Here is a 26,009-nt window from a genome sequence, read left to right as displayed (position 1 = left end):
CGAAAAAAATTACTGGACTGAATTAATCACAAACTCTTCAATCGCCTGCTGATTGCTCCAGGACTTGGTCAACTTCACGGCTTGCGCCGCCTCAAGCCAGCGGTAAGCGTGATGCTCGGTAATCACCGGATCGCGCTCTTCAGGCAACGCCAGACAGAACCAGTGCTCTTTATTGCGCGTGGTTCCCGGGGCATAGCGATGTCGCAAATGGACAAAGAGTTCAAACTCCACACAGCGCTGGCAATCGAACAACGGCAGATTCTCTGCTTCGATATCGATGCCGACTTCTTCCATGACCTCACGCCGTGCGGCATGCGGCGGCGACTCACCTTCCTCCAGGCTGCCGGTAACCGACTGCCAGAACTCGGTATCGTCGCGCCGCTGTAACATCAGCACCCGTCCACTGGATTTGGCGTAAATCACGACCAAAATGGACTCGGGCCGCTTGTAGCTCATCACTCGTTCTCTTCCGGTAACGCGGCTTTCTTGACCACGCAAATCCCCAATTCCTGCAACGACGCCGGATTGGCGAAGCTTGGCGCTTCGGTCATCAGACAGGCGGCTGCGGTAGTTTTCGGGAAGGCAATGACGTCACGAATGTTGTCGGTACCGGTCAACAGCATCACCAGTCGGTCCAGGCCGAAGGCCAGGCCGGCGTGCGGTGGTGCGCCGTACTTCAATGCATCCAGCAGGAAGCCGAATTTCTCGCGCTGTTCGTGTTCGTCAATGCCCAGAATGCTGAAGACCGTCTGCTGCATTTCGCTACGGTGAATACGCACTGAACCACCGCCTACTTCGTAGCCGTTAATCACCATGTCATAGGCATTGGCAATGGCCGTGGTTGGCGCCGCATTCAGTTCTTCCGGGCTCATGTCGCGCGGTGCGGTGAACGGATGGTGCATCGCCGCCAGGCCACCTTCACCGTCTTCTTCGAACATTGGGAAATCCACCACCCACAGCGGCGCCCAGCTGTCCAGCTTGGTCAGTTGCAGGTCACGACCCAGCTTCAGACGCAGCGCGCCCATCGCATCGGTCACAATCTTGACGCTGTCTGCGCCGAAGAACAGGATGTCGCCGGTCTGCGCGTTGGTACGCGCCAGGATCGCCTCCAGCACTTCCGCGCTGAGGAATTTGGCGATCGGGCTTTGTACGCCTTCCATGCCGGCGGCACGGTCGTTGACCTTCAGCCAGGCCAGGCCTTTGGCGCCATAGATGTTAACGAAGGTGCCGTACTCATCGATCAGCTTACGAGTCAGCTGTGCGCCGCCCGGAACGCAGATAGCGGCTACGCGGCCTTTGGCGTCGTTAGCCGGGCCGGAGAATACTTTGAACTCTACGTCTTTCACCAGATCGGCAACGTCCACCAGCTCCAGCGGGTTACGCAGATCCGGTTTGTCGGAGCCATAGCGACGCATCGCTTCGGCGAAGGTCATGACCGGGAAATCGCCCAGATCTACGCCCTTCACATCCAGCCACAGGTCACGCGCCAACTTTTCCATCACTTCACGCACTTGATCGGCGGTCATGAAAGAGGTTTCAACGTCGATTTGGGTAAATTCAGGCTGACGGTCAGCACGCAGATCTTCATCGCGGAAGCATTTGACGATTTGGTAGTAACGATCAAAGCCCGACATCATCAGCAGCTGTTTGAACAGCTGTGGCGACTGCGGCAACGCATAAAACTTACCTTTGTGCACGCGGCTCGGCACCAGGTAGTCACGCGCGCCTTCCGGCGTGGCTTTGGTCAACATGGGGGTTTCGATGTCGAGGAAGCCATTGCTGTCCATAAAGCGACGCACGAAGCTGGTGATTTTCGCGCGGGTCTTCAGACGATCGGCCATGTCCGGGCGACGCAGATCCAGGTAGCGGTATTTCAGACGCGCTTCTTCAGTGTTGACCTGGTTGGAGTCCAGCGGCAACGGCTCGGAGCGGTTGATGATCTCCAGAGCATGAGCGAACACTTCCACTTCGCCGGTGGACATATCTTTATTGATTTGGCTGTCAGGGCGTGCACGCACGGTGCCGACAATCTGAATGCAGAACTCGTTGCGCAGGTCGTACGCCTTGTCAAACGCGGCTTTCTGGTCTGGATCGAAGAACACCTGCACGATGCCTTCACGGTCGCGCATATCAATAAAGATCAGGCCGCCCAGATCGCGACGACGGTTGACCCAACCACACAAAGTGACTTCCTGGCCCACGTGGGACAGATTCAATTGCCCGCAATATTCAGTACGCATACGCTATCCTTTTGGCTTAAGCCGATTCCGCGCGGGCTTTTGCGCCGGCCACGCGGCTGTTAACTGATGAACTCTATTTATTACCCGGTTTGAAGTCTGTTGCATACCAACCGGTGCCCTTTAACTGGAAACCCGTGGAAGAAATCAACTTGGTTAACGCGGGCTGCCCACACGCCGGACAGTCAGTCAGTGGCGTATCGGAAAATTTTTGCAATTTCTCTAACCGAAGGCTGCAAGCACCACATGCATATTCATAAATCGGCATAAGTCGTTGGAATAAAGTGTGTTGAAAAAAGGCGATCATTATAAAGGAAATTCATGCTCCAGATAAGTGCGAACACAGCTTTGTTGCAGCACTAAATGGCGTGTTTTTGTTCGAAGTAACACATTGATTAACAAATTTCTCATTAACCGGTGACCCTTTTTTCACGTAGCCTGAATTCAACCTTGTTTTAGTGCGCCGTTCTGGCTGCACATATTTTATCCACTCAGTAACGGAAGCCACTATGTTGAAACTTGATGCTCAAACCACAGCGCTGGTGTTGATTGATTTGCAAAACGGCATCCTGCCCTACGCCGGTGGGCCGCACAGCGCCGAAAGCGTGGTAGCCCACGGCGCGCAACTGGCGGCGCGTTTTCGCTCGCTCGGCGCGCCGGTGATCCTGGTGCGCGTTGGCTGGTCCGATACATTTGCCGATGCACTGAAACAACCGGTAGACAAGCCCGCTCCGTCACCGGTGGGTGGATTACCGGAAAACTGGTGGGAATTCCCGGAGCCCCTGGCGGTCAGCGATGGCGATATTCTGGTGATCAAACGTCAATGGGGCGCGTTTTACGGTACCGATCTTGATTTGCAATTGCGCCGCCGCGGCATTAAAACCATTGTGTTGGGCGGGATCTCCACCAATATCGGCGTTGAATCCACCGCCCGCGCCGGCTGGGAACAGGGTTACGAGTTAGTGATCGCCGAAGACCTGTGCAGCGCGCAAAATGCCGAGATGCACCGATTTGCCGTCGAGAATATCTTCCCGCGCCTGGCTCGCGTGCGCAGCACCGGCGAAATTCTTGCCGCACTCGGCGAGTAACAATTGCAGGGCGCCGCAGGCTGCGCCTACGTTTATCTCACAGGGACATTAAGGAAGATGGCGCGTTGATCTACATCGGACTACCACAGTGGCAGCACACAGCCTGGAATCGCATCGGGCTGCGCGATCTGGCGGATTACAGCCGCTATTTTAACTGCGTGGAAGGCAATACGACTTTCTACGCGTTACCCAAGCTGGAGATCGTTCAGCGCTGGCGCGACATGACCACCGATGATTTTCGGTTTTGTTTCAAATTCCCCTCAGATATCAGCCACAAGGCAGCACTGCGTAACTGCGATGCCGAGCTGCAGGCATTTTATCACTGCCTGAGCCCGGTCCATCAGCGTATCGGGCAGCTTTGGTTGCAGTTACCCTCGGCATTTGGGCCGGATGAGTTGCCGCGAATGTGGCAGTTCTTTGACGGGTTGCCGAAAGAGTTCACCTACGGGGTAGAAGTACGTCACCCTGCGTTCTTCGCCAAGGGCGAGGAAGAGCGACTGTTGAATCAGGGGTTGCATCAGCGCGGTATCAACCGGGTGATCCTCGATAGCCGGCCAGTGCATCATGCCGCCCCTGACAGCGCGGCGGTGCGTGATGCTCAGCAAAAGAAACCCAAGCTGCCGGTACATGCGCTGGTCACCGCCCACAACCCGCTGGTCCGTTTTATCGGCGGTGACGTGTTGCAAGACAATCTCCGTTGGTTTGATGCCTGGCAGCAGAAACTGCCCACCTGGCAACAGCAATACAGCCCCTTCCTGTTTATTCATACGCCGGATAATGGCGATTCCCCGCAACAGGCGCAAAAAATCTGGCAGCAGCTTCATCAGGCTATTCCTAATTTGCCCCCGCCGCCGGACTGGCCGGAGCAGGATGCACTGTTTTGACCGATTAATCTGACCGATTACATCAGATTTTTCCTCGCGACAGTGATTGCAATGGCCGCTATGATGCTCGCTGCCAGTTTTGGTTAGGGAATGGAGTTAAAAATGGTAAGCGCGCTTTATGTCGTGCTCGGCGCATTGTTGTTGATCAAACTCTCTTATGACGTGGTTAAGTTAAGGATGCAATACCGTGTCGCTTACGGAGACGGCGGCTTCTATGAACTGCAAACCGCCATCCGCGTTCACGGCAATGCCGTAGAATATATTCCTATCGCCGCCGTACTGCTGGTGATCATGGAAATGAACGGCGCAGGAATATGGATGATCCATATTTGCGGCCTGATGTTGATGACCGGGCGCTTGGTGCACTACTACGGTTTGCGTAACCGTGAAGTCCGTTGGCGCCGTTCAGGTATGGCGGCAACCTATATTTCGTTGGTCTTGATGGTGTTGGCCAACATTTTCTATCTGCCCTGGGATCTTATTTTCAGCCTGTATTGATCTCTTGTTCGTCATCAGGCGGCCACGCCGCCTGCTTCCGCTCCGCTTTTTTGCCGTTATCTGTTAGAATACGCGCCTTCGAATTCTGAACTGACTTCCCGCTATGCCAAACCGCGATACTCTTTTTTCTGCCCCGATCGCCAAATTGGGCGACTGGACCTTCGACGAACGCGTCGCTGAAGTGTTTCCGGACATGATCCAGCGTTCCGTTCCCGGCTATTCCAACATCATTTCGATGATTGGCATGCTGGCCGAACGCTTCGTGCAGCCCGACAGCCAGGTGTATGACCTGGGATGTTCGCTGGGCGCGGCAACGCTGTCGATGCGTCGGAATATCAAGGTGGCGGGTTGCAACATCATTGCCGTCGACAACTCTCCGGCGATGGTCGAACGCTGCCGCCGCCATATCGACGCCTTTCGCGCCGACACCCCGGTAGAGGTTATCGAAGCCGATATCCTCGATATCAAGATCGAAAATGCCTCCATGGTGGTACTGAATTTTACCCTGCAATTCCTCGAGCCGGCCGACCGTCTTCGCCTGCTGGAGCAGGTTTATCGCGGCCTGCGCCCAGGCGGTGCGCTGGTGCTGTCGGAGAAATTCAGTTTTGAAGATGCTGACGTCGGCGAACTGTTGTTCAACATGCACCACGATTTCAAACGTGCCAACGGCTACAGCGAGCTGGAGATCAGCCAAAAGCGCAGCATGCTGGAACACGTCATGCTGACCGACTCGGTAGAGGCCCACAAAGCCCGCCTGAAGCAGGCCGGTTTTAAACATGCCGAAGTGTGGTTCCAGTGTTTTAACTTCGGTTCACTGATCGCGTTGAAAGCGGGAGCTGGGCAATGATTGAGTTTGGTGATTTCTATCAGCGCATCGCTAAAGGCAACCTCAGCCACTGGCTGGATACCCTGCCCGCGCAGCTCAGCGCCTGGCAGCGCGAGTCGCTGCACGGCAAGTTCAAACAGTGGTTTAATTCGGTTGAACACTTGCCGGAACTGACGCCCACCCGTCTCGATTTGCTGCACGGCGTACGGGCCGAAATGGAGGCACCGCTGTCGCCGGGCCAGTTGGAAGGCATCGAAAAGATGCTGCGGACCCTGATGCCATGGCGTAAAGGCCCATTCTCGCTGTACGGCATCGACATTGACACCGAATGGCACTCCGACTGGAAATGGGATCGCGTTCTGCCGCACATTTCACCGCTGGCCGGCCGCACCATTCTGGACGTCGGTTGCGGTAGCGGCTATCACCTGTGGCGTATGGTGGGTGCCGGCGCACAGATGGCAGTGGGTATTGATCCGATGCAGCTGTTCTTGTGCCAGTTCGAAGCGGTTCGCAAACTGCTGGGTGGCGATCAACGCGCTCATCTGCTGCCGCTGGGTATTGAGCAACTGCCCGAGTTGGCCGCCTTTGATACGGTATTTTCCATGGGCGTGCTGTACCACCGCCGTTCGCCATTGGATCATCTCTATCAACTGAAAAACCAGTTGGTTTCCGAAGGCGAGTTGGTATTGGAAACCCTGGTGGTGGAAGGCGATCGCAACCAGGTGCTGGTGCCGGGCGATCGTTATGCCCAGATGCGCAACGTTTACTTCATTCCTTCGGCCGAAGCGTTGAAATGCTGGTTGGAGAAATGCGGTTTTGTCGACGTCAAGATTGCCGACATGTGCGTAACCAGCACCGAAGAGCAGCGCCGCACCGATTGGATGACCAGCGAATCACTGGCTGAATTCCTTGATCCCAAGGACAGCAGCAAGACGATCGAAGGTTACCCGGCCCCGTTGCGTGCGGTGTTGGTGGCAAAAAAACCTTAATTCTTGCCATACGGGGACCTGGGAGACCAGGCCCCCCATTATCCCTTATCGGTATCCACTACCCGCAGCGCATTGCCTCAAGTTCATGTTGTTATTGATACTGGCCATCAATAACGGCATAAAAAATAGCCCCCTGAAGATTACGTTATGATTTATCACATCACTCTCCGTTTTTAGTTCACCTTCTCCCAAAACGATAAGTTCATTTCGCCTGCAAATACATAAAATCCTTGGTTACACCGTCGATAACCGAAATCATTCTTAGATATACTCTAGGAAATCCGACTCATAAATCAGATTTTATATGTTATTTCAAAATCCACTCCCAACCAAAGCCGTAAAAACAGTTAACGATAATACAAATTCAGGAAATCCATAAAACAAGAATAATATAACCAATACATCTCCAACTCATCGTAATTCTAGAAACAACAGACATGAATAACAGAAAATAAAATCATTCATAATATATATTAGCCATGAACTTTCTGATTTGTTGTGCCATTGTTCAAAGGGATCCCTGCGCTTTCCTACTCTGCCAGTAACCAAGATAATATTTATTCCAAACAAGAGGAGAGCAGCAATGAATAACTTACTCAGCGTTAACAATGTCAATGAATTGCGGAATTTGGTGCCTACGGCTGATGATCAGGTGGTTTTTCTGGTTTCACACACCGCAGGACTCTATGCCGGTGGGGGGGAATTTTACTATGCTAATGGTGATTCAACCACCGCTGACAATAACGGTACCACTATTGTCACTGCGGGAGGCGCAAGATGGAAAAGACTTAGCGATAAAATTACCTTTGACCATTTCGGCGCAGATCCCACGGGGTCAACGGCTTCAGACATCGCTGTAATGGCAGCAATTAATTATGTTTCAACCCAAAAAAATAAGGTTGTATACGCCTCGGAGCATGGCCAGTATTTGTTGAATGCGGTGACGTCAATCCAGGTCGCCTCAGGCGTGACACTTAAAGGCACCCGCAGTGCCATGGCGCAAGGCCCCTCCAGTAATACAGCCAACGGCCCCGGCCGAGCCGGGCGATCAGACGACAGCGCATTCATCATCAAAAAACCCGCTGGCGTTATTTGCTTTAACTGTGGCAGAGACGTTGTTTTTGACGGCTGGTCCTTCTTATACCCTAACCAGCAATATGCCATTAGCGAACCAGATAAATTTATCCAGTACGGTACGACCATCACCGCAACCGGTGCACTCTCCGTAGCCAACTGCCGTTACGTTGGAGCCTATAACTTCGTTGAGGCCAGTGGCGAGGCCAATAACTTCAACAATATTTATGGCTGGGCGGTCCGCTGTGATTACCGGATTTTTCAAAGCCGTGAGATTAACAGGTTCACTAACGTACACGTTAACGCCAACGTCGTACGGCCGACCGAAGATGCGGTTACCGCATCTATTGCCGTCGAAGGCTCTTGCGCATTCCACCTTGACCGTCATGACAATACCTTTATGGTTAACGTTTTTTCCTACGGCAAAAAAACCTTCATTAAAACCACTACTCAAGGCACCAGTTATTTAGGCGGTGTCAGTTTAAGTAATTTCATGGCCGACCGAAATGGCACATGCATTGATATTGACTCTGACTCCGCGGCAAACATCCAAATAGCCAACGGTTCTTATATCAATGATTACGGCGACCCTATCGGAGGATTTTTGGTATTAAGAAAGTCCAGCAGCAAAGTGAATGTCACACCTGTTCAGGTTAGCAACGTCGCCTTTGCCACGGCCAATGGTCCAAAAAGCACATTATCTCCGCAGGCTATCCGTTTTGAAACGGACTCTGGCTATCAGCTGTCATTCAGCAATGCCAGTATGCCTTTGTGGACAAACGGCTCACTCAATAATGAGGCAGGGTACAATATTCTCAGAGGCAGTCTGAGTATCGGCATACGTAACTTCGAGTTGCAAACCAAGTCACTCAACTATCTAAATAACAACAATATGATAACGGTAGACGCCAACCAACAACCGACCGGATGGTTTATTGACGGTAACCTGACAGTGAATGGAAACATCCTCACGTCGACGGGGGGGAATCCCGCATATAAAGGGTTAGGGCAACGTATTTTCAAGGCTATGGGACCACGGACATTTTGGGCCGTTGCTTCATATATCGGTAATCAACCTACACCACCCGCTTCAACGGGTATTTGGGCCAGATCATATAATGATAATTACACCGACATCGTCGAAAGCGGTACTATCCCATGGGTAAGGATTGGCAATCTGTATTATGCTCGGCATTATATGGATAATAATAGAACCATTCATGACATTCTTATTAACCCTGGAGATAAAGACAACGTGGTGCGCATTCTTGCCTGCGGTATCAGTCCTGGAGATGCTTTTGATTTTTCATCCTCCTCTCTGCAATAGTCCTTTCCTTGCATAAAAAAAGCCCCGACAAAGCGTCGGGGCTTGGTACACGCGTAATCGCCGAAAACTCGGCAACACGCTAAAGGGTCTTGCGGCCCGGAAACCGGTTATCAGAACGCGGTTAGCTGCGTGTTTATGCGCTTTGCGCCAAAGGATCAACCAAGGCCAGCGCGTTTTTCATCGCCTCCACCATTTCGCCATCCACGCAATAATGGCTAAATTCATCAAACTCATTGTCTGAACACATGGTCACACCGGCTTTGCGGTAGCGCATGGTCGAAGGTACCGCGTGGCCCGAAGAGCTGTGCACCTCCTGAATGCCGATATCCACAAACTTGTGCAGATTACTGAGCCTTACTCCGGCACCGGCCATAATCACTGGCCCCTGGCTGGCCTGCACCAGATCGCGCAGTAACGGCAACCCAAGCTCGGCGTTTTGCTGTTGGCCGGAGGTCAGAATCCGCGCCACACCCAGTTGCGTCAGTTGATCGAGTGCTACCATCGGGTTCTGGCACATGTCGAAAGCGCGATGGAAGGTGACCGCCATATTACCGCTCAACCGCATGACTTCGCGCATGCGCGGCAGGTCGATGTGCCCTTCTTCATCCAGCATGCCAACAACCACGCCGGCAAAACCCATGTCGCGGATCTGCACGATATCCTGCTTGATCACGTCGAAATCCACCGCGCCGTAGCAGAAATCCCCGCCGCGCGGGCGTACTATCGGATGCACCGGGACGGATACCCTGTCGCGCGCCAGACGCAAAGAGCCGTAGCTGGGCGTCAAACCGCCCTCACTTTGGCTGGCGCACAATTCTATGCGGTCAGCGCCTGCCCGCTCAGCCGTCAGCGCGCAATCGACGCTATAGCAGCAAACTTCCAGTTTAATCATTGTCACCCCCAGATGACGGCCAAAATGTGACGGCAGTTTGTTAACTTCAGAATTTCTCGCGTAGGCTCATTGATAGACATGAACCGGTTCAGGGTAATAACTATGGCATTCAATTTTGATCAATGGGTAGACCGTAGTCACAGTGGCAGCGTTAAGTGGGATAAATATCGCGACCGCGACATTATTCCACTCTGGGTCGCCGACACCGACTTCGTCTCACCGCCCGCGATCATCGACGCATTGCACCGGCGCGTAGCGCATGGCGTGTTCGGCTACGGCCATCCATCCCCTGAACTTATTGAGGTTTTTACCCGCCGCATGGTAGAGCGCTATGGCTGGCACATCAAGCCCGAATGGCTGATTTTCCTGCCCGGTCTGGTTTGTGGGCTCAATCTGTGCGTCCGCGCCTTCACCGCTGAGGGCGAAGGCACTCTGGCGCCGTCGCCCATCTACCCGCCGTTTCGCAAGGCGGCGAAATTCGCCGGCCGCCCGCATCTGCCAGTACCGCTCACGCTGCACGATGGGCGCTGGTTGCTGGATTTCGACGCGATAGCGGGTCAGCTCGGCGGCAACGAAAAATTGCTGTTGCTGTGCAACCCGCAAAATCCGGGCGGTACCGTCTACCGGCGAGAGGAGTTGTTGCAACAGCATGAATTCGCCCGTAACCATGATTTGATCGTCTGCTCTGATGAAATTCATTGTGACCTGCTGCTTGAACCGGGCCGCGAACACATCCCCTTTGCCATGCTCAATGAAGACGCCGCCCAACGTAGCATTACGCTGATGTCGCCATCGAAAACCTTCAATATTGCCGGACTGGGTGCATCAATGGCGGTGATCCCCAACGCCGGTCTTCGTCAAAAGCTGGCCCGGGCGCGCAGCGGCATAGTCCCGGAAGTTGACGTTCTGGCACTGGTTGCCGCGCAGGCTGCCTACCAGGACGGGCAAGAGTGGCTGGACGCCCTGTTGGTTTATCTGCGTGCCAACCGCAATTTGGTGACCGAGCGCATCAACGCCATGCCCGGCCTGTTGTTGCATCCGATCGAAGCCACCTATCTGGCCTGGATCGATTGCAGCCAACTGGCGACCGACAATCCACACGCTTTCTTTGAACGGGCCGGGGTGGGCTTAAGTGCGGGCCTGGATTTCGGTAACCGCCGTTTTGTACGCCTGAATTTCGGCTGCCGACGCGAGCTGCTTGAGCAGGCTCTGGATCGCATGATGCTGGCCACCCAAGCGCTGATGCGCGGTTAAGCTTGCTCGCTGGCGACGATTTCCCGGATGGAATAAGGGTGAAACTTGATCGTCACGCTACCGTCAGTGATCGCCAGCGTTGGGTTCGGCAGCCGTTCACTCTCGCCCCGCGGTGAACTCTGTTTCAACTTGATCCCCGGCGCCAACAGTGCCTCGTCGGGCAAATGGCTCAGAGCGCGTGCATACAGCGATGCAGGATCGCCGCTAAGGACCAGTTCCACATGTTCCCATCCTTCGTGCGGATAGCGCTTGTCACCCGGGTAAGGCAGTTCCACGCAATCAATTAACCACGGCCCTACCTGCAACGGCCGCTGTAGATCAAACAGGCAAATCGGGCGGCCGTTGATCGTCGCTTCAGACAACAACGAGCCACACTGCAGCAACCCCTGTCGCCAGCGTTCAGCGGTAGTGTTCTGGTGGCAACGCACCGAAATGTGATCCGCACTGAACTGCGACAAATCCAGATGCAGTTTTTCCGCAAACTGGCTCAGCGCGAGTTCGAAACGCGGCAGATCCAGCGCTAAATCATTAAGCTCGGCAATGGCCGTGAAGGTCGTCATAAGGTCCTCGAAACAACGGAAAGCAAATTCAGGGGGGTAATTTACACGGCTGGGGCGCAGCTATCCACGTTTTGCCCTGACAAGATGTAACATTTATGTCCCCTGCATTACCGTTGCGTATAATATTTCGGCTAATGTCGATAAAGAGCACAAAAGAATCAGCGTTAGTGGATTTATTAATGACACTTTTAAACCCTCGATGCGATTAATTAAAACTCAGAATATTCGCAACAAGATATAGCTTTTTCTTATGACGGAAACATTTCAGAAACTATTAACTTAACAAGTCATATCGAATCCCAAAGCGGATCATTCACTCTCGATAACACGACTTTAAAACCACAGTATTAACAATGCAATACAATAAGATTACAGTGAATGACGGAATGCCACATTATTGTTTTTATTGATTTTTACCCCACGACACGCTGAGACTTATCTTAAATGGCGCGTTAATAATTGCTTATAAAAACCAATTAAGCTACTTTGGTCAAAATCAAAACTTGAGATAAAACCTATGTTACTTTTAATCACGTCTTTGCTGTTGATCGTTATTGCCGCATACGCGATATACCGCCATATCAAATCACGTCGCATTAACACTCTGGACTCCCGACGTCATAACAAAAAGCATTAGAGCTGCTTATTTCGTTTCCTTCTCACCTATTCTTTTTCGCTCATCTTGACCTTCTGCACTGTGCACACCCCCCTTTAAAACACACTCGCTTTGTTGGGCGGGCATTTTCAAACCTGCACTTTCGCCTTCTCTCCCGCGCCAACTGCTGACGTAACACATCAGATCGGTTACAATTACAGGCTGTTTTGTGGTGGGCCGCCGTCTCGACGCGCAGCCAGAAAACCACCTTTGAATCCCGAAGGGGCATGGCATACGGCCCCTCGTTCGTCATTAAGGTAACCCGGTGAATATTCAGGTTCTTCTTTCAGATAAAGTCAGCCAGGCGTTGATTGCCGCAGGCGCGCCCGCCGATTGCGAAGCGCAGGTCCGTCAGTCAGCAAAAGCACAATTTGGCGACTATCAGGCCAACGGCGTGATGTCCGTAGCCAAGAAACTCGGCATGCCACCACGCCAGTTGGCGGAAAAAGTGGTACAGCTGCTTGATCTCGGCGACATCGCCAGCAAAGTAGAAATTGCCGGCCCCGGCTTTATTAATATCTTCCTGAACGGCGAATGGGTTGCGCAGCAGGTCGATCAAGTACTGAGTGCGCCAAAGCTTGGCATTGCACCGGTTAAACAACAAACCATTGTCATCGACTACTCCGCGCCCAACGTGGCGAAAGAGATGCACGTCGGTCACTTGCGTTCGACCATTATCGGCGACGCCGCCGCACGCACTCAGGAATTCCTGGGCCATAAAGTGATCCGCGCCAACCACGTCGGCGATTGGGGCACCCAGTTCGGCATGCTGATTGCCTACCTGGAAAAAATGCAGAATGAAAATGCCAGCGACATGGGCCTGTCCGATCTGGAGCAATTCTATCGTGAAGCGAAGAAACACTACGACGAAGATGCTGATTTCGCCGAACGCGCCCGCGCCTACGTGGTGAAATTGCAGGGCGGCGATCAATACTGCCTGAAAATGTGGCGTAAGCTGGTCGACATCACCATGGCGCAAAACCAGCTAACCTATAACCGCCTGAATGTCACCCTGACCGAAGACGACGTCATGGGCGAGAGCCTGTATAACGCGATGCTGCCGGGTATCGTCGCCGATCTGAAAGCCAAGGGACTGGCGGTGGAAAGCGAAGGTGCCACCGTGGTATTTCTCGACGAATACCAGAATAAAGACGGCGAACCTATGGGTGTCATCATCCAGAAGAAGGATGGCGGCTACCTGTACACCACCACCGATATCGCCTGCGCCAAGTACCGCTATGAAACGCTGGGCGCAGATCGCGTGCTGTACTACATCGACTCCCGCCAGCACCAGCATCTGATGCAGGCATGGACCATCGTGCGTAAAGCCGGTTACATCCCGGATTCCCTCTCGTTGGAACACCATATGTTCGGCATGATGTTGGGCAAAGACGGCAAGCCGTTCAAAACCCGTGCAGGCGGTACGGTGAGGCTGTCCGATCTGCTGGATGAAGCTATCGATCGCGCCGGCAAACTGATTGCCGAGAAAAACCCGGATATGCCGGCAGAAGAAATGCAACACCTGGCGAACGTGGTCGGTATCGGCGCAGTTAAATACGCCGATCTGTCAAAAAGCCGTACGACCGACTACATCTTCGACTGGGACAATATGCTGGCGTTTGAGGGCAACACCGCCCCTTACATGCAATATGCCTATACCCGCGTGGCCTCGGTATTCAAACGTGCCGGTCTCGATGAGAGCAACCTGACGCTGCCGCTGGTGATGAGCGAAGAGCGTGAGATTGCGCTGGCGACCCGTCTGCTGCAATTTGAAGAAGTTATCACCACGGTGGCACGCGATGGCACGCCGCACGTGATGTGTACGTACCTGTATGACCTGGCAGGCCTGTTCTCTGGCTTCTACGAACATTGCCAAATCCTGAATGCAGACAGTGAAGAAGCGCGTCAAAGCCGCCTGAAACTGGCATTGTTGACCGCCAGGACGCTGAAAACCGGTCTGGATACTCTGGGTATCGACACCGTCGAACGCATGTAAGGCAACGTTTGAAAACGAGAAAGGGTCGCCGAGGCGACCCTTTTTTTGCGCAATGGCTACCGGGGATCCCGTTTATGCCACCCGGCGCGCGAAGTCCCGCGGGCGGAAGCCCAAACCGGCCAACACGCCAAAATAGGCGACCACGCCGGCCACCACCACCACCGCCAACCGCAGCAGACGCTCCAGCATGTTGCCCTGATCCCAGGCCGGCATCAGCCACATCACACCCACCAACACCACTGACATCACGATCACCGCAATCACCAGTTTGGTGAGGAATGTTGCCCAGCCCGGCTGCGGGTGGAAAATTTTTTGCTTACGCAACTGCCAGTACAGCAGCGAAGCGTTAAGACAAGCTCCCAACCCAATCGACAACGAAAGGCCGGCATGCTTTAGCGGGCCGATAAACATCAGATTCATCACCTGCGTCATGATCAGTGTGATAATGGCGATTTTCACCGGCGTTTTGATGTCCTGCCGCGAATAGAAGCCCGGCGCCAATACCTTCACCACGATCAATCCCATCAAGCCTATCGAGTACGCCACCAGCGCACGCTGGGTCATGGCTGCGTCAAAGGCGCTGAACTTGCCGTACTGGAACAGCGATACGGTCAAGGGTTTGGCCAATATCCCCAGGGCAATAGCGCTCGGCAGCGCCAGCAGGAAGCACAGGCGCAACCCCCAGTCCATCAGGCGCGAATACTCATCGTGGTTACCGCTGGAAAAACTCCTGGCCAGCGACGGCAGCAGGATAGTACCCAACGCCACGCCCAGCACGCCGGAAGGAAACTCCATCAGACGATCGGCATAGTACATCCAGGATACCGAGCCCGAGACCAGAAACGAGGCGAAAATGGTATTGATAATCAGCGAGATCTGGCTTACCGAAACGCCAAAGATCGCCGGCCCCATTTGGCGCATCACTCGCCATACGCCGGCATCGCCCAGCTTGAGGCGCGGCAATACCAGCATGCCGATTTTTTTCAGGTGCGGAAGCTGGTAGCCCAGTTGCAGCACGCCCCCCACCACCACCGCCCAGGCCAACGCCAGCACCGGTGGGTTGAAATAAGGTGCGGCAAACAGCGCAAAGCCGATCATGCTGACGTTCAACAACGTCGGCGCAAAGGCCGGGATCGAAAAACGGTTCCAGGTATTGAGGATCGAACCCACCAGCGAAGCCAGTGAAATCAGCAGAATATAGGGGAAAGTGATGCGCAACAGCGACGACGTCAGCGCGAACTTGTCCGGCGAATCAACGAAGCCCGGCGCGGTAATGTAGATCACCCAAGGGGCAGCCAGCATCCCCAATACGGTGACCACCGCCAGTACCAGCGTGAGCAAGCCGGAAACGTAGGCGATGAAGGTCCGAGTCGCCTCCTCACCCTGCTGGGTTTTATATTCGGCCAGGATCGGCACAAAGGCCTGAGAAAATGCGCCTTCGGCAAAAATGCGGCGCAGCAGGTTGGGCAGTTTGAACGCCACGAAGAAGGCATCCGTCGCCATACCGGCACCAAACACGCGCGCCACTATGGCGTCACGGGCAAAGCCCAGCACCCGTGAAAACATCGTCATAGAGCTCACGGCGGCCAGTGATTTGAGTAGGTTCATGTGGTTGTCTGATGTGTCCCGTAAATGTCGACGCCTGCATCAGCAGGCGTCAGTAAAACTAGCGGCTAAGTTTACCCGTACGTCGCAGAATAGCTACTCTCATATGTTACATGGAGTTATGTTACAAATTGGCGTCTCGCAACAGGCGTTCAATCACCCGCTGGGCAGCGATCGCCTGCTCTCCGGCAGTTTCCGGCAGTGTTTGGTTACTGACGGAGTCCAGGAAATGACGGATCGCGCCGTCAAAACCGCGCTGCGCCAGCGTAGTTTGCCAGCCGGGTGCCGGCTGTTCCAGCACGCCTTGTGAATCTTCCCGCAGCCACTGACGCATATCGTTGACTTGATAGATTGCGCCGTCCGCTACCGCCTGTACGCTTTCGCGCTGGCTGCCGGCCCGACGATGCATACTGGTGGTCACCAGCGTTTCTCCGCATTCAAAATGGTGTTCGGCATAAACCAACTCACCGGCATCGTTAATGCGCAGACTACCGCTAAGCCGTTGCCCAGCGTCACCACCCAACCACAGTGCGGTGTCCACCACGTGCAGGTAATCGTCCAGCAGGGTAAAACGCGTATCGTTGGGTCCGACGCTGTCGGCACGATGTTTATCCATACGAATCGACGCCGGTTGGTTCATATCCTGCTTCAACTGACGGTACAGCGGTGCAAAGCGACGGTTAAAGCCAACCATCAGCGCCTTGCCCTGTTTTTCAGCCAGGGCCAGTAGCTGTTCGCCCTGTTCCACGGTCTCCGCCAGCGGTTTATCGACGTAAACATGCACGCCATGACGCAGCAGTTCGCTTATCACCTGAAAATGGCTGGCGGTGCTGCTGTGAACAAACACCGCGTCACACTGCTGCGCCAGGCTATCCAGACTGGAAAAACAGGCCATTCGGTAGCTGTCGCATATCGGCTGTGCTTTTTGCTGATTAGGGGAAAACCCGCCAACCAGCGTCCAATCCGCTGCCTGTGAGAGGATCGGCAGATAGGCTTTTTGCGCGATGCCACCCAGCCCCACCACGCCAACGCGTAATTTAGTCATGCTGCCCCCGAGCCAGTAACGCCTGCAACTGCTGTTTCAATTCTGCGACTTCGTTTTCCAGCACGCTGACGCGCTCACTCAATTCAGCGTCACCGGTCGCCACAGCCTCCGCCGCCGCCTCATCAATCGGCCCACTGAACAGATGCATAAAGCGGCTTTCGCGCTTGCCCGGCTCCCGGGCCAAACGCACGACAAACGGCCCATCCTCACGGACACTCAACTGCTGCAGCACCAGTTCCACTTCAGAAACATCACTGAATTCATGCATGCGGTTGGTACGGGTACGCAATTCACCGGGAGTTTGCGCGCCGCGCAGCAACAGGGTGGCTATCACCGCCAGTTCGGCGGCAGACAGTTTCAGTTGGCCGAATTCCGAGTTGCAAAAACGGTGTTCATACTTGACTACCCGGTTACCGAAGCCGCTCAGCGTTCGCAAAAAATGTTTTTTTAACAGCAGGTCGAGAACTTGCTGCACTTCGCTTTCCGTCAGATCCATCACCGGTTCGCGGTTGGTTTTCTGGTTGCACGCGAGGGTGATCCCATTCAGGGAGAGAGGATACTGGTCCGGCGTGGTTACCTGTTTTTCCAGCAGGCAGCCAATCACTCTGGCTTCTTTAGCGCTTAATTCGTATTTCATTTTTGGTCTCAGCGTGGCGGTAGCCATTCTTTATTGGTGAATGCCGTCAGGACGTGATCCTGCCACTGCCCGTCGATCAGCAGATAATCCTTGGCATAACCTTCACGTTCAAATCCCAGACGAGTGAGCAGCGCGCCACTGCGCTGATTGTGCGGCATATAGTTGGCCATAATGCGGTGCATGCGTTGTTGACGCAGCATATAGCGGATCGCAGACTGCAGGGCTTCATACATCAAGCCCTGCCCTTGCCACTTTTCAGCCAACGAATAGCCGAGAAAACAGGCATGAAACGATCCGCGCAGTACGTTGCTGAAGTTCGCCACGCCCCGCACTTCATTTTCTTCCGGATCGAGCAGGATAAAATAGTAAGCGCTGCCCTGCTTTTGCATTTCAGTGATCATCCCCAGCCGCGCCTGCCAGCCGGAAGGATAACAATGGCTTTCATCCCGGACCGGCTCCCAGGGCTTCAGGAAAGCCCGGTTCTCGGCATAGTATTCCGCCAGACGGTAAGCATCGCGTTCATGAACCAAACGCACGACCTGTCGGTCGGTGATGAGACGTACTTTTGGTGATGCAGAGCGGTAGCCAAACATCATTTCCCCCGCGGTCAGAACGGTTCGATAAGAAGTATTTATTGGGTGCGCGACCGGATAATAATCCCGTAACGATCATATCCTGAGCCATTATTTTTCAACGACCGGCGCAGAACCGCACTTCCCCTCATTTAATATAACCGTAGCCTGCCCTGGAGGTAAAACCCCGACAGCTCAGTAAATAAGCGATTAATCATTTTACGGCTATTTTCGTGCTGTTTTGCCGTACGGGTAACGTATTGACGATAAAAAAATATTATCTACCTGCCCCCTATCGGCCTCCGGGCATTGGGTACAAACTAGACGGGTCGCTCTCCTCTCCCTCTTAATTGCTCGTGGTGAAGCATGTCTCTGGTATCGCAAGCTCGGAGCTTGGGTAAATATTTCCTGTTACTCGATAATCTGTTAGTGGTTTTGGGTTTTTTTGTGGTCTTTCCGCTTATTTCAATTCGCTTTGTCGATCAACTCGGCTGGGCAGCGGTGGTGGTTGGCGTCGCCCTGGGTTTGCGGCAGTTGATTCAGCAAGGGTTGGGGATCTTCGGCGGTGCGATAGCCGACCGGTTCGGCGCCAAACCGATGATCGTCACCGGCATGCTGATGCGCGCGGCAGGCTTCGCCACCATGGCGATGGCCGATGAACCCTGGCTGCTGTGGTTCTCTTGCGCCCTTTCCGCACTCGGCGGCACGCTGTTTGATCCACCGCGTACCGCGCTGGTGATTAAGCTCACCCGCCCGCATGAACGCGGTCGCTTTTATTCTCTGTTGATGATGCAAGATAGCGCCGGCGCGGTGATTGGCGCCCTGATCGGCAGTTGGCTGCTGCAATATGATTTCCACTTTGTTTGCTGGGTTGGCGCGGCCATTTTCGTGCTGGCGGCAGGTTGGAACGCCTGGCTGCTGCCGGCTTACCGCATTTCCACCGTGCGCGCCCCGATGAAAGAAGGCATGATGCGCGTGCTGCGCGACCGCCGTTTCCTGACTTATGTGCTGACGCTGACCGGGTACTACATGCTATCGGTTCAGGTGATGCTGATGTTGCCTATCGTGGTCAATGAAATCGCCGGTTCGCCGGCGGCGGTAAAATGGATGTATGCCATTGAGGCCGCGCTGTCGCTGTCGCTGCTCTACCCGCTGGCACGCTGGAGCGAAAAGCGTTTTCGCCTGGAACAACGGTTGATGGCAGGCCTGCTGCTGATGACCCTCAGCCTGCTGCCCGTCGGCCTGGCGACCAGCCTGCAGGGCGTCTTCATCCTGATCTGCTGTTTCTACCTCGGTTCCATCATCGCCGAACCGGCGCGGGAAACCCTCAGCGCCTCACTGGCGGATCCGCGCGCACGCGGTAGCTATATGGGATTCAGCCGTCTCGGACTGGCTTTGGGCGGCGCGATCGGCTACACCGGCGGCGGTTGGATGTACGACACCGGTCGGACGATGAATATGCCCGAACTGCCGTGGATCCTGCTGGGTATCGTGGGTTTTATCACACTGTTAGCTCTGTACTGGCAGTTCAATCCGCGCACTGCCGCACCGGCGATCCTGCGTGGCGGCTGATTTTTCTCTAAGTTGCCAGAAAATCAGCCGAATTTCCCAGAGCTGCTATCCTGATAGTAAAAACGGGAACAGGAGAAGTTGGCAATGACAGATCAAGAAAAATTACCGCAACTGCTGGAACACATGGTACTTAACCTGCGCATGATCTACGCGCGCTCAACGTTGGTAGAAAAAGCCCTGGCTCATATCATTGCTGAAAATGCCACTCTGAAGAGTGACATCATCAAGCAGTTGCAGATAGTCAACGCAGCCAACGATCGCGATAAAATCGATTTGGAAGAGGCGCGCACACACCTGATAGACGTCATCAATTCAGTGCAGACCAAAAAATAATCTCTGCCATGGCCTGCGCGTAATGCGCGGGCCACGCCACAATAACGCACCTTCCAACACAACTCTTCGCGACAGCCTCAGTATGCTGTGATAACTATTGCTGTTCAAACCTGACAACCGGAGCAAGCATGAAACTGTTTATCTACGATCATTGCCCATTCTGCGTTAAAGCCCGCATGATTTTCGGCCTGAAGAATCTGCCTGTCCGCCTCGTCACCTTGTTGAACGATGATGAAGCCACGCCCATCAGCATGATTGGCAAGAAAATGGCGCCCATTCTGCAAAAAGACGATGGCAGTTACCTGCCGGAAAGCATGGATATCGTGCGCTACGTCGATAACCTCGACGGCCGGCCGCTACTGACAGGCAAAACCAACCCGGCCATCGCCGACTGGCTGCAACGGGTCGGTGCTTACTCCGCAAAATTACTGCTGCCGCGCATTGCCAATGCCGATTTCGAAGAGTTCGCCACTGACAGCGCACGCCAATACTTTGCCCACAAGAAACAGGCCTCGATCGGTGATTTTGCCGAACACCTGGCCAACAGCGCCGATCTCATTGCTGAACTGGAGATCGATCTCCAGGCGCTTTCCGGCCTGATTGTCGCCTCTGATGCGGTGAATGGCACGTTGTCGGAAGATGACATTCAGCTGTTTCCGCTGCTGCGTTCTCTGTCGATCGTCGCCGGGGTTACGATGCCGGATAACGTGGAGACCTACCGCAACCGTATGGCGCAACTCAGTGATGTCCCGTTGCTGCTCGATATGGAACAGTGACCCCTTTCGCAATAAGGACATAGCGCGCATATGCTGAAAATGGTGTTGGTCACCGCCCGCGACCGGGCGCGACTGAAAGAGATTTCCTCGGTGTTAATCCGCTACGGATTGCAGGATATCATTCGCCTGCTGGGCTTGAGCTCCCTGCTTAGCGGGGCCGATAACGGCGGAGATCAACAAGACAACCAAACCTTGCCGCAGCGTTTGCGCGCCGCGCTGGAGGCCCTGGGGCCTACCTTCGTCAAATTCGGACAGATTCTGGCAACCCGTTCGGACCTGCTTGACTCAAGTTGGACCGACGAGCTTGATCGCTTGCACAGTCAGGCGTCGACCCTCCCATGGAGCGAGCTGGCAGCGCAAATCACGGCCGATCTTGGCACCGACCCGCACAACCTGTTTGCCGAGTTTGACAGCACGCCGCTGGCCGCGGCCTCGATGGCGCAAATTTACCGCGCACGCCTGCACAGCGGGGAAGCGGTGGTGATCAAGGTGCTGCGACCGGGCCTGGCGAAAACCATTCACGCCGATTTACGCCTGCTGACTTACCTGGCGGAAACCGTTGAACAGCAAAGCCCGGCGCTGGCCCGTTACCGCCCACGCCAGATGGTGCGAGCACTGGCGACCGCACTCAATCACGAACTGGACTTGACCCACGAAGGCAATAACTGCGAACGTATTGCTGAATGCTTTACTCAGCAACCTGAGGTCGCAATCCCGAAGATTTACTGGCAATGGTCGTCAAAACGGCTGCTGGTTCAGGAATTCTTGCCCGGTACCGCACCGGAGAACCCGCAGCAGTTAGCGGCGGCCGGGTTTGACGGCCCGTTACTGGCGCAACGCGGCGCACAAGCTTTTATGAAAATGGTGCTGGAACATCGCCTTTACCACGCCGACCCTCATCCCGGCAACGTCATGGCGTTAGCGGGTAACCGCGTCGGTTTTATCGATTTCGGCATGGTGGGGCAGCTTTCCGAGCGGCGTCGCAATCAACTGTTACTTCTGTTGCAATCCATCGCCGAACGCGAGTCCGCTGGCATCGTTAATACCCTGATTGCCTGGTCGGACAGCGATCCGCTGGATCTGTTGGATCTGGAACTGGCGGCGCAAAACTTCCTCGATAAGCAAGCCTCCGCCACCCTGACATTAGGCAAGGCGTTGACCGATCTGCTGGTAATGGCACGTGAGCACCAACTGGCGATGCCGCCGGACCTGGTGTTGCTGTTCAAGGCGTTGATCACCGCAGACGGCGTGCTGCACCGGCTCGATCCCAACTTTGATATTATCGCCACGTTGAAACCCATGCTGCAGCAAGTGATGTTGCAGCGTTACTCCCCCGACGCGGTGCAGCGACGCATGCTGGCGTTGGGTGCAGAAGCGCTGGATGCCGGTGAAGAACTCCCGCAAACCCTGCGACTGCTGATACGTCGTTTAAAGCGGGGGCAAATCGGCGCCGACATCAACGTCAAGAATATCGATCAGTTGAGCAAGGCTCTGGAACGTGCGGCCGTCACGCTGGCTATCGCCATTGTCACCGCAGCCTTCGCGCTGGGGCTTGCGCCCTACCTGATGCACGCTTCGCTGCGGCTATGGGGCATTCCGCTGTTTCCCGCGTTGGGTGGGCTGGCCTGTTTGGGCGGCGTACTGTTGTTGGCGTTGCGTCTGCGGCGCTGAGCAGTTTCAGCGTTATCCGATAGGTGATGCCCTCTTTCACGCGCACTATCATTCTGCTTGCCACCGCCAGGGATTTCCCTCGCAGGCGGTGACCGTTTATAATGACAAATCAATTATCTGCAGCATTTTGTTGGCAGTAGCAACGAGGCACAAATGAAGAAGATTCTGATGGGCGCGGCCGCCCTGCTGTTCGCCGGCGTATTGGCCGGTTGTAATCAACTCACTCAATACACACTCAGTGAACAGGAAGTGAATGATTACCTGCAAAAGCACAACGATTATCAGAAGCAAATCGGCGTGCCGGGGCTGCTGGACGCCAATATTGTGCTGACTCAGTTAAAAAGCCAGATTGGCCGCAGTGAGCCCGGCAAGGTCACCCTTTCCGGCGATGCCAAGGTGAATATCAGCTCGATCCTCGGCCCGCAGACGGCAGATCTGAAACTGACGTTGAAGGCGCAACCGGTCTACGATCGCGAGCAAGGCGCGGTATTCCTGAAAGATATGGAGCTGACCGACTATAGCGTGCAACCGGAAAAAATGCAGACGGTGATGAAAGCGCTGACTCCTTACCTGAATCAGTCGCTGAAATCCTACTTCGATCAAAAACCGGCCTACGTGTTAAACCCGGATAACAGCAAGACCGAAGCGCTGGCGAAAAAGCTGGCAAAAGGACTGGAAGTGAAGCCCGGTGAACTGGTTATTCCATTCACTGACTAAGGCAAACCGCTAAAACCAAAAAACCCGCTGATAAGGCGGGTTTATTATTTTCAGGCAGGCGATAACCTGAAAACAGCGGCGTTACTGCGGTTCGCTGTAGGTGATTTCACCCGTGTTGCAGTCAAGGGTAACGTTATAGGTTTTATCCTGCTTGGTGCCCCGTACCGTCAACGGCACCTGCCAGATCGCGTCCTTGCCGGTAATGGCTTCCGGGCTGATCCAGGCTATCGGGGTGGCCGTACCCAGCAACTTTTTATCCGATGCCCAGCGCGTGATGCGGTTCTGCAGATAATCGCGTTTTACCTGAGCGGCGACGTCTGTCGGTTGCAGGCCGGTGCATTGCGCCACTTTGGCCGTGCGTTGCTCTTGTGCCTGTACCGCCGTCGTCAAACCCACCATGGCCAACAGCGCTACGGCCACACTCAGTCCCGTTCTTTTCATATGCCCTCCAGTTGTGATTGACACTGTCCATGGGCATTTGCCTCCTGGCTCACAACAGGTCTGGCAAAGGATCAGCGTTTGACAAAGCTGATGACAAACAGCTCATCCAACCCCGGATAGATTTCCTTGATCACCTGCTTCAGCTCGCTGAGCGACATATTTTCTTGTTTGGCATGCTGTTCGGTTAGCGCATCCAGGTGAACCGGTGTGACTGACAGCACTTCAATAAAGCAGAAAAATACGTCGTCTTCATTACGGCTAACGCGCAATACCTCACCGGGCTGAAAGTGGGACTCACTGGCGTCCCGGAGAGTAATGGTCTTGAGCCCGGCCAGAATGTCTTGCTCAAAGCGACTGAAGAAAGTTATTCCACGGGTCATTCTAGATCCTTTTTCATCACATTGCCGCAACATAAGTCATTATGCTGCCTGCTTTTCTGACGCAGACCCCTCTTTTGAGGTAGCGACGGATTTTTCCGTTTTCACTTTGGTCGGTTTCTTCGGTGCTTCCGCCGGCGCGGCACCACGCAGAATCTGCCCCAGCACGTCTTTATGCTCCGCCAGGAAGAAGCTCAGCCCTTCACGCTGCTCGTCATCCAGGTTCAGAGGCGCCTGCTGCAGCCATTCACCGAGACTGTCCGCCAGGTCCAGCATTTTGTCGTAAGCATCGGCTTCTTTCTTGGTCGCGAAAGTCATCTTTTCCTCACCGTTTCTCACCACCACATATTTTACTTCAACGGCCATGTGTGCATTCCTCAAAGGTTAGAATACTGTATTTATATACAGTATAAGGTGATTTTACGCAGGGATGCAAGCGCATCCCTGACGCGGATTATTTCAACAACCGCACCTTGCAGTTCTTGCCTTTGATTTTGCCCTGCTGAAGCTGTTGCAGCGCCTTGCGAGCGCTGGCCTTGCGGATCGCCACATAGGCGTGTACCGGGAACATGTCGATTTTGCCCACTTCAGCGGCCGTCAACCCGGCGTCGCCGGTCAAGGCACCGAGAATGTCGCCAGGGCGAATTTTGGCTTTTCGCCCGCCGTCGATGCACAGGGTGACCATTTCGGCCTCCAGCGTGGTGTTCGAAGCACCGCTCAGTTCAGACACCGGCGCCCAGTTGACCGCCTTGCGCTGGTACTCCTCGACCGCATGCGCACGCTCCATCTCCTGCGGCGTACACAGGCTGATCGCCAGGCCGTTCAGGCCCGCGCGGCCAGTACGGCCAATACGGTGTACGTGTACTTCCGGATCAAACGCCAGCTCATAGTTGACCACCAGCTCCAGCTCTTTGATATCCAGCCCGCGAGCGGCTACGTCGGTCGCTACCAGCACCCGGCAGCTGCGGTTGGCAAAACGCACCAACACCTGATCGCGATCGCGCTGTTCCAAATCGCCATGCAGAGCCGATACGCTGATACCACGGGCTTCCAGCGCTTCATATACGCTCTGGCAATCGCGCTTGGTGTTGCAAAACACCACGCAGGAAGAAGGCTGATAATGACGAATGGCGGACACCAGCACCGCCGGGCGCTGATCGCGGGTAGTCTCGTAGAAGCGTTGTTCAATGGAGGTCTGATCGTCGCCATCGTCCACTTCCACATTCAACGGCTCACGCTGCACGCGGGCGCTGATGCGCTCAATGCCGCTCGGGTAGGTTGCCGAGAACAACAGAGTCTGGCGCTGTGGCGGGGTGTAACTGATCACGTCGTCGATGTCATCGGCAAAGCCCATGTCCAGCATGCGATCGGCTTCGTCCAGCACCAGCACTTTCAATTCATCCAACACTAGCGTTTTCTTGCGCAAATGCTCCTGAATACGCCCCGGCGTGCCCACCACGATATGCGGCGCGTGCACTAGCGAATCGAGCTGTGGTCCCATCGGTTGGCCGCCGCACAGGGTAAGGATTTTGATGTTCTGGGTGAAACGCGCCAGCCGACGCAACTCTTTGCTTACCTGGTCAGCCAGTTCGCGTGTCGGACACAAGATCAACGCTTGTGCCGCTACCTGGGAAACATTGATTTTGTCCAGCAGGCCGATGCCGAACGCCGCCGTTTTACCGCTGCCGGTTTTTGCTTTGGCACGTACGTCCTGCCCTTTCAGGATGGCGGGCAACGCGGCGGCCTGCACCGGCGTCATTTCGGCGTACCCCAGTTCGTTGAGGTTGGCCAACTGTTCGGCTGGCAGCGGCAGGGAAGAAAAAGATACTGTGCTCACGGCGATAACTCTTATATGGCAAATGGAATGGCGGCGCGCCCACGGGTTGGCGCCGAATCAGCCGCAGATGATAACAGAGATAGTAGGGTTTACGGATTTCATGCATAAAAAAAGCCGCCGGATAGGCTTTTTTGGCAATAACATCG

General features: G+C 54.6%; 26 protein-coding genes. 13 read left to right on the top strand and 13 right to left on the bottom strand.

Translation table 11 applies throughout. The features are described 5' to 3' along the window. Positions 1 to 9 precede the first annotated feature (9 nt). The 3 genes from nudB to QZQ97_RS03810 all read right to left on the bottom strand — a co-directional run bounded on the left by nudB (position 10) and on the right by QZQ97_RS03810 (position 2,505). The gene (gene nudB, locus QZQ97_RS03820) at positions 10 to 456 is read right to left on the bottom strand and encodes a dihydroneopterin triphosphate diphosphatase (protein WP_311992329.1); all 447 of its coding nucleotides are present in this window, start codon (positions 454 to 456) and stop codon (positions 10 to 12) included. Further along, a complete protein-coding gene (aspS, locus tag QZQ97_RS03815; protein ID WP_311992328.1) occupies positions 456 to 2,240 on the bottom strand; it encodes an aspartate--tRNA ligase in 1,785 nt (594 codons plus the stop codon). The genes nudB and aspS overlap by 1 nt, the downstream gene beginning before the upstream one ends. 73 nt (positions 2,241 to 2,313) lie before the next feature. Beyond that, positions 2,314 to 2,505 carry an FmdB family zinc ribbon protein gene (locus QZQ97_RS03810; RefSeq protein ID WP_006316937.1) on the bottom strand — a complete coding sequence of 64 codons (192 nt, stop codon included), beginning with the start codon at positions 2,503 to 2,505 and terminating at the stop codon, positions 2,314 to 2,316. A gap of 241 nt (positions 2,506 to 2,746) precedes the next feature. Here QZQ97_RS03810 and QZQ97_RS03805 point away from each other — a divergent pair, with 241 nt between their 5' ends. The 6 genes from QZQ97_RS03805 (at position 2,747) to QZQ97_RS03780 (ending at position 8,923) form a co-directional block, all read left to right on the top strand. Continuing rightward, a complete protein-coding gene (locus QZQ97_RS03805; protein WP_311992327.1) occupies positions 2,747 to 3,325 on the top strand; it encodes a hydrolase in 579 nt (192 codons plus the stop codon). Between the two features lie 68 nt (positions 3,326 to 3,393). Further along, positions 3,394 to 4,209: a DUF72 domain-containing protein gene (locus QZQ97_RS03800; protein ID WP_311993866.1), complete on the top strand. Its 816-nt coding sequence runs from the start codon at positions 3,394 to 3,396 to the stop codon at positions 4,207 to 4,209. 102 nt (positions 4,210 to 4,311) lie between these two features. Further along, entirely contained in the window at positions 4,312 to 4,707 is a 396-nt protein-coding gene (locus tag QZQ97_RS03795; RefSeq protein WP_004945554.1) for an MAPEG family protein, read from the top strand. A gap of 103 nt (positions 4,708 to 4,810) precedes the next feature. After that, positions 4,811 to 5,554, top strand: a complete 744-nt coding sequence (gene cmoA / locus QZQ97_RS03790) for a carboxy-S-adenosyl-L-methionine synthase CmoA (protein ID WP_311992326.1) — start codon at positions 4,811 to 4,813, stop codon at positions 5,552 to 5,554. Then, complete coding sequence (gene cmoB / locus QZQ97_RS03785) at positions 5,551 to 6,522, top strand: tRNA 5-methoxyuridine(34)/uridine 5-oxyacetic acid(34) synthase CmoB (protein WP_311992325.1); 972 nt, start codon at positions 5,551 to 5,553, stop codon at positions 6,520 to 6,522. Before cmoA ends, cmoB begins: the two co-directional genes overlap by 4 nt. Before the next feature lie 583 nt (positions 6,523 to 7,105). Then, positions 7,106 to 8,923 carry an exopolysaccharide biosynthesis protein gene (locus QZQ97_RS03780; protein ID WP_311992324.1) on the top strand — a complete coding sequence of 606 codons (1,818 nt, stop codon included), beginning with the start codon at positions 7,106 to 7,108 and terminating at the stop codon, positions 8,921 to 8,923. A gap of 133 nt (positions 8,924 to 9,056) precedes the next feature. On the opposite strand, the gene cutC is transcribed toward QZQ97_RS03780, so the two are convergent. After that, positions 9,057 to 9,815 carry a copper homeostasis protein CutC gene (gene cutC / locus QZQ97_RS03775; RefSeq protein ID WP_311992323.1) on the bottom strand — a complete coding sequence of 253 codons (759 nt, stop codon included), beginning with the start codon at positions 9,813 to 9,815 and terminating at the stop codon, positions 9,057 to 9,059. Between the two features lie 102 nt (positions 9,816 to 9,917). Between cutC and QZQ97_RS03770 the strand changes: the two genes are divergently transcribed. Next, positions 9,918 to 11,069 (top strand): MalY/PatB family protein, encoded by a 1,152-nt coding sequence (locus QZQ97_RS03770; RefSeq protein ID WP_311992322.1) that lies wholly within the window; start codon positions 9,918 to 9,920, stop codon positions 11,067 to 11,069. On the opposite strand, the gene QZQ97_RS03765 is transcribed toward QZQ97_RS03770, so the two are convergent. Beyond that, positions 11,066 to 11,629, bottom strand: a complete 564-nt coding sequence (locus tag QZQ97_RS03765; RefSeq protein WP_311992321.1) for a VOC family protein — start codon at positions 11,627 to 11,629, stop codon at positions 11,066 to 11,068. The two genes, QZQ97_RS03770 and QZQ97_RS03765, sit on opposite strands and share 4 nt — an antisense overlap. 920 nt (positions 11,630 to 12,549) lie before the next feature. Between QZQ97_RS03765 and argS the strand changes: the two genes are divergently transcribed. Beyond that, on the top strand, positions 12,550 to 14,280 hold the full coding sequence (gene argS / locus QZQ97_RS03760) for an arginine--tRNA ligase (RefSeq protein ID WP_311992320.1): 1,731 nt from the start codon (positions 12,550 to 12,552) through the stop codon (positions 14,278 to 14,280). Between the two features lie 72 nt (positions 14,281 to 14,352). On the opposite strand, the gene murJ is transcribed toward argS, so the two are convergent. The 4 genes from murJ to rimJ all read right to left on the bottom strand — a co-directional run bounded on the left by murJ (position 14,353) and on the right by rimJ (position 18,160). After that, positions 14,353 to 15,888, bottom strand: coding sequence for a murein biosynthesis integral membrane protein MurJ (gene murJ, locus QZQ97_RS03755; RefSeq protein ID WP_311992319.1), 1,536 nt, complete (start codon positions 15,886 to 15,888; stop codon positions 14,353 to 14,355). Between the two features lie 121 nt (positions 15,889 to 16,009). Continuing rightward, positions 16,010 to 16,930 (bottom strand): Gfo/Idh/MocA family protein, encoded by a 921-nt coding sequence (locus QZQ97_RS03750; RefSeq protein ID WP_311992318.1) that lies wholly within the window; start codon positions 16,928 to 16,930, stop codon positions 16,010 to 16,012. After that, the gene (locus QZQ97_RS03745; RefSeq protein ID WP_311992317.1) at positions 16,923 to 17,567 is read right to left on the bottom strand and encodes a YceH family protein; all 645 of its coding nucleotides are present in this window, start codon (positions 17,565 to 17,567) and stop codon (positions 16,923 to 16,925) included. Before QZQ97_RS03745 ends, QZQ97_RS03750 begins: the two co-directional genes overlap by 8 nt. An 8-nt stretch (positions 17,568 to 17,575) precedes the next feature. Further along, positions 17,576 to 18,160 carry a ribosomal protein S5-alanine N-acetyltransferase gene (rimJ, locus tag QZQ97_RS03740; protein ID WP_126486396.1) on the bottom strand — a complete coding sequence of 195 codons (585 nt, stop codon included), beginning with the start codon at positions 18,158 to 18,160 and terminating at the stop codon, positions 17,576 to 17,578. Positions 18,161 to 18,505: 345 nt separating this feature from the next. Here rimJ and mdtH point away from each other — a divergent pair, with 345 nt between their 5' ends. From mdtH to QZQ97_RS03715, 5 genes are all read left to right on the top strand, one after another. Then, complete coding sequence (gene mdtH, locus QZQ97_RS03735) at positions 18,506 to 19,711, top strand: multidrug efflux MFS transporter MdtH (RefSeq protein WP_311992316.1); 1,206 nt, start codon at positions 18,506 to 18,508, stop codon at positions 19,709 to 19,711. 84 nt (positions 19,712 to 19,795) lie between these two features. Then, positions 19,796 to 20,044, top strand: coding sequence for a hypothetical protein (locus QZQ97_RS03730; protein WP_311992315.1), 249 nt, complete (start codon positions 19,796 to 19,798; stop codon positions 20,042 to 20,044). A 128-nt stretch (positions 20,045 to 20,172) separates the two neighbouring features. Then, positions 20,173 to 20,820, top strand: a complete 648-nt coding sequence (gene grxB, locus QZQ97_RS03725) for a glutaredoxin 2 (protein WP_311992314.1) — start codon at positions 20,173 to 20,175, stop codon at positions 20,818 to 20,820. A gap of 30 nt (positions 20,821 to 20,850) precedes the next feature. Continuing rightward, entirely contained in the window at positions 20,851 to 22,491 is a 1,641-nt protein-coding gene (locus QZQ97_RS03720) for an ABC1 kinase family protein (protein WP_311992313.1), read from the top strand. Positions 22,492 to 22,644: 153 nt separating this feature from the next. Beyond that, on the top strand, positions 22,645 to 23,208 hold the full coding sequence (locus QZQ97_RS03715) for a lipoprotein (RefSeq protein WP_004945593.1): 564 nt from the start codon (positions 22,645 to 22,647) through the stop codon (positions 23,206 to 23,208). Positions 23,209 to 23,289: 81 nt separating this feature from the next. Here the strand turns inward: QZQ97_RS03715 and yebF are convergent, their stop codons facing one another. The 4 genes from yebF to dbpA all read right to left on the bottom strand — a co-directional run bounded on the left by yebF (position 23,290) and on the right by dbpA (position 25,863). Next, positions 23,290 to 23,649 carry a protein YebF gene (gene yebF, locus QZQ97_RS03710; RefSeq protein WP_311992312.1) on the bottom strand — a complete coding sequence of 120 codons (360 nt, stop codon included), beginning with the start codon at positions 23,647 to 23,649 and terminating at the stop codon, positions 23,290 to 23,292. A 71-nt stretch (positions 23,650 to 23,720) separates the two neighbouring features. Beyond that, on the bottom strand, positions 23,721 to 24,029 hold the full coding sequence (yqfB, locus tag QZQ97_RS03705; protein ID WP_013813352.1) for a N(4)-acetylcytidine aminohydrolase: 309 nt from the start codon (positions 24,027 to 24,029) through the stop codon (positions 23,721 to 23,723). A gap of 39 nt (positions 24,030 to 24,068) precedes the next feature. Next, entirely contained in the window at positions 24,069 to 24,392 is a 324-nt protein-coding gene (locus QZQ97_RS03700) for a YebG family protein (protein ID WP_311992311.1), read from the bottom strand. 88 nt (positions 24,393 to 24,480) lie between these two features. After that, a complete protein-coding gene (dbpA, locus tag QZQ97_RS03695; RefSeq protein WP_311992310.1) occupies positions 24,481 to 25,863 on the bottom strand; it encodes an ATP-dependent RNA helicase DbpA in 1,383 nt (460 codons plus the stop codon). Between the last annotated feature and the right edge of the window lie 146 nt (positions 25,864 to 26,009).

Origin of the sequence: Serratia sp. root2, from assembly GCF_031931805.1 — a bacterium.
GTDB lineage: Bacteria > Pseudomonadota > Gammaproteobacteria > Enterobacterales > Enterobacteriaceae > Serratia > Serratia inhibens.
The sequence above is the reverse complement of the archived record's forward strand: the minus strand, read 5'-3'. Positions and strand labels throughout refer to the sequence as shown.

Coding starts and splice junctions, on each gene's coding strand:
- QZQ97_RS03765 (WP_311992321.1), bottom strand. CDS start 11,629: ATGACGACCTTCACGGCCATTGCCGAGCTTAATGATTTAGCGCTGGAT.
- rimJ (WP_126486396.1), bottom strand. CDS start 18,160: ATGTTTGGCTACCGCTCTGCATCACCAAAAGTACGTCTCATCACCGAC.
- grxB (WP_311992314.1), top strand. CDS start 20,173: ATGAAACTGTTTATCTACGATCATTGCCCATTCTGCGTTAAAGCCCGC.
- QZQ97_RS03700 (WP_311992311.1), bottom strand. CDS start 24,392: ATGGCCGTTGAAGTAAAATATGTGGTGGTGAGAAACGGTGAGGAAAAG.
- QZQ97_RS03810 (WP_006316937.1), bottom strand. CDS start 2,505: ATGCCGATTTATGAATATGCATGTGGTGCTTGCAGCCTTCGGTTAGAG.
- yqfB (WP_013813352.1), bottom strand. CDS start 24,029: ATGACCCGTGGAATAACTTTCTTCAGTCGCTTTGAGCAAGACATTCTG.
- cmoB (WP_311992325.1), top strand. CDS start 5,551: ATGATTGAGTTTGGTGATTTCTATCAGCGCATCGCTAAAGGCAACCTC.
- QZQ97_RS03780 (WP_311992324.1), top strand. CDS start 7,106: ATGAATAACTTACTCAGCGTTAACAATGTCAATGAATTGCGGAATTTG.
- QZQ97_RS03730 (WP_311992315.1), top strand. CDS start 19,796: ATGACAGATCAAGAAAAATTACCGCAACTGCTGGAACACATGGTACTT.
- aspS (WP_311992328.1), bottom strand. CDS start 2,240: ATGCGTACTGAATATTGCGGGCAATTGAATCTGTCCCACGTGGGCCAG.
- nudB (WP_311992329.1), bottom strand. CDS start 456: ATGAGCTACAAGCGGCCCGAGTCCATTTTGGTCGTGATTTACGCCAAA.
- murJ (WP_311992319.1), bottom strand. CDS start 15,888: ATGAACCTACTCAAATCACTGGCCGCCGTGAGCTCTATGACGATGTTT.
- mdtH (WP_311992316.1), top strand. CDS start 18,506: ATGTCTCTGGTATCGCAAGCTCGGAGCTTGGGTAAATATTTCCTGTTA.
- QZQ97_RS03795 (WP_004945554.1), top strand. CDS start 4,312: ATGGTAAGCGCGCTTTATGTCGTGCTCGGCGCATTGTTGTTGATCAAA.
- QZQ97_RS03805 (WP_311992327.1), top strand. CDS start 2,747: ATGTTGAAACTTGATGCTCAAACCACAGCGCTGGTGTTGATTGATTTG.
- QZQ97_RS03745 (WP_311992317.1), bottom strand. CDS start 17,567: ATGAAATACGAATTAAGCGCTAAAGAAGCCAGAGTGATTGGCTGCCTG.
- cutC (WP_311992323.1), bottom strand. CDS start 9,815: ATGATTAAACTGGAAGTTTGCTGCTATAGCGTCGATTGCGCGCTGACG.
- QZQ97_RS03715 (WP_004945593.1), top strand. CDS start 22,645: ATGAAGAAGATTCTGATGGGCGCGGCCGCCCTGCTGTTCGCCGGCGTA.
- QZQ97_RS03750 (WP_311992318.1), bottom strand. CDS start 16,930: ATGACTAAATTACGCGTTGGCGTGGTGGGGCTGGGTGGCATCGCGCAA.
- QZQ97_RS03720 (WP_311992313.1), top strand. CDS start 20,851: ATGCTGAAAATGGTGTTGGTCACCGCCCGCGACCGGGCGCGACTGAAA.
- yebF (WP_311992312.1), bottom strand. CDS start 23,649: ATGAAAAGAACGGGACTGAGTGTGGCCGTAGCGCTGTTGGCCATGGTG.
- cmoA (WP_311992326.1), top strand. CDS start 4,811: ATGCCAAACCGCGATACTCTTTTTTCTGCCCCGATCGCCAAATTGGGC.
- QZQ97_RS03770 (WP_311992322.1), top strand. CDS start 9,918: ATGGCATTCAATTTTGATCAATGGGTAGACCGTAGTCACAGTGGCAGC.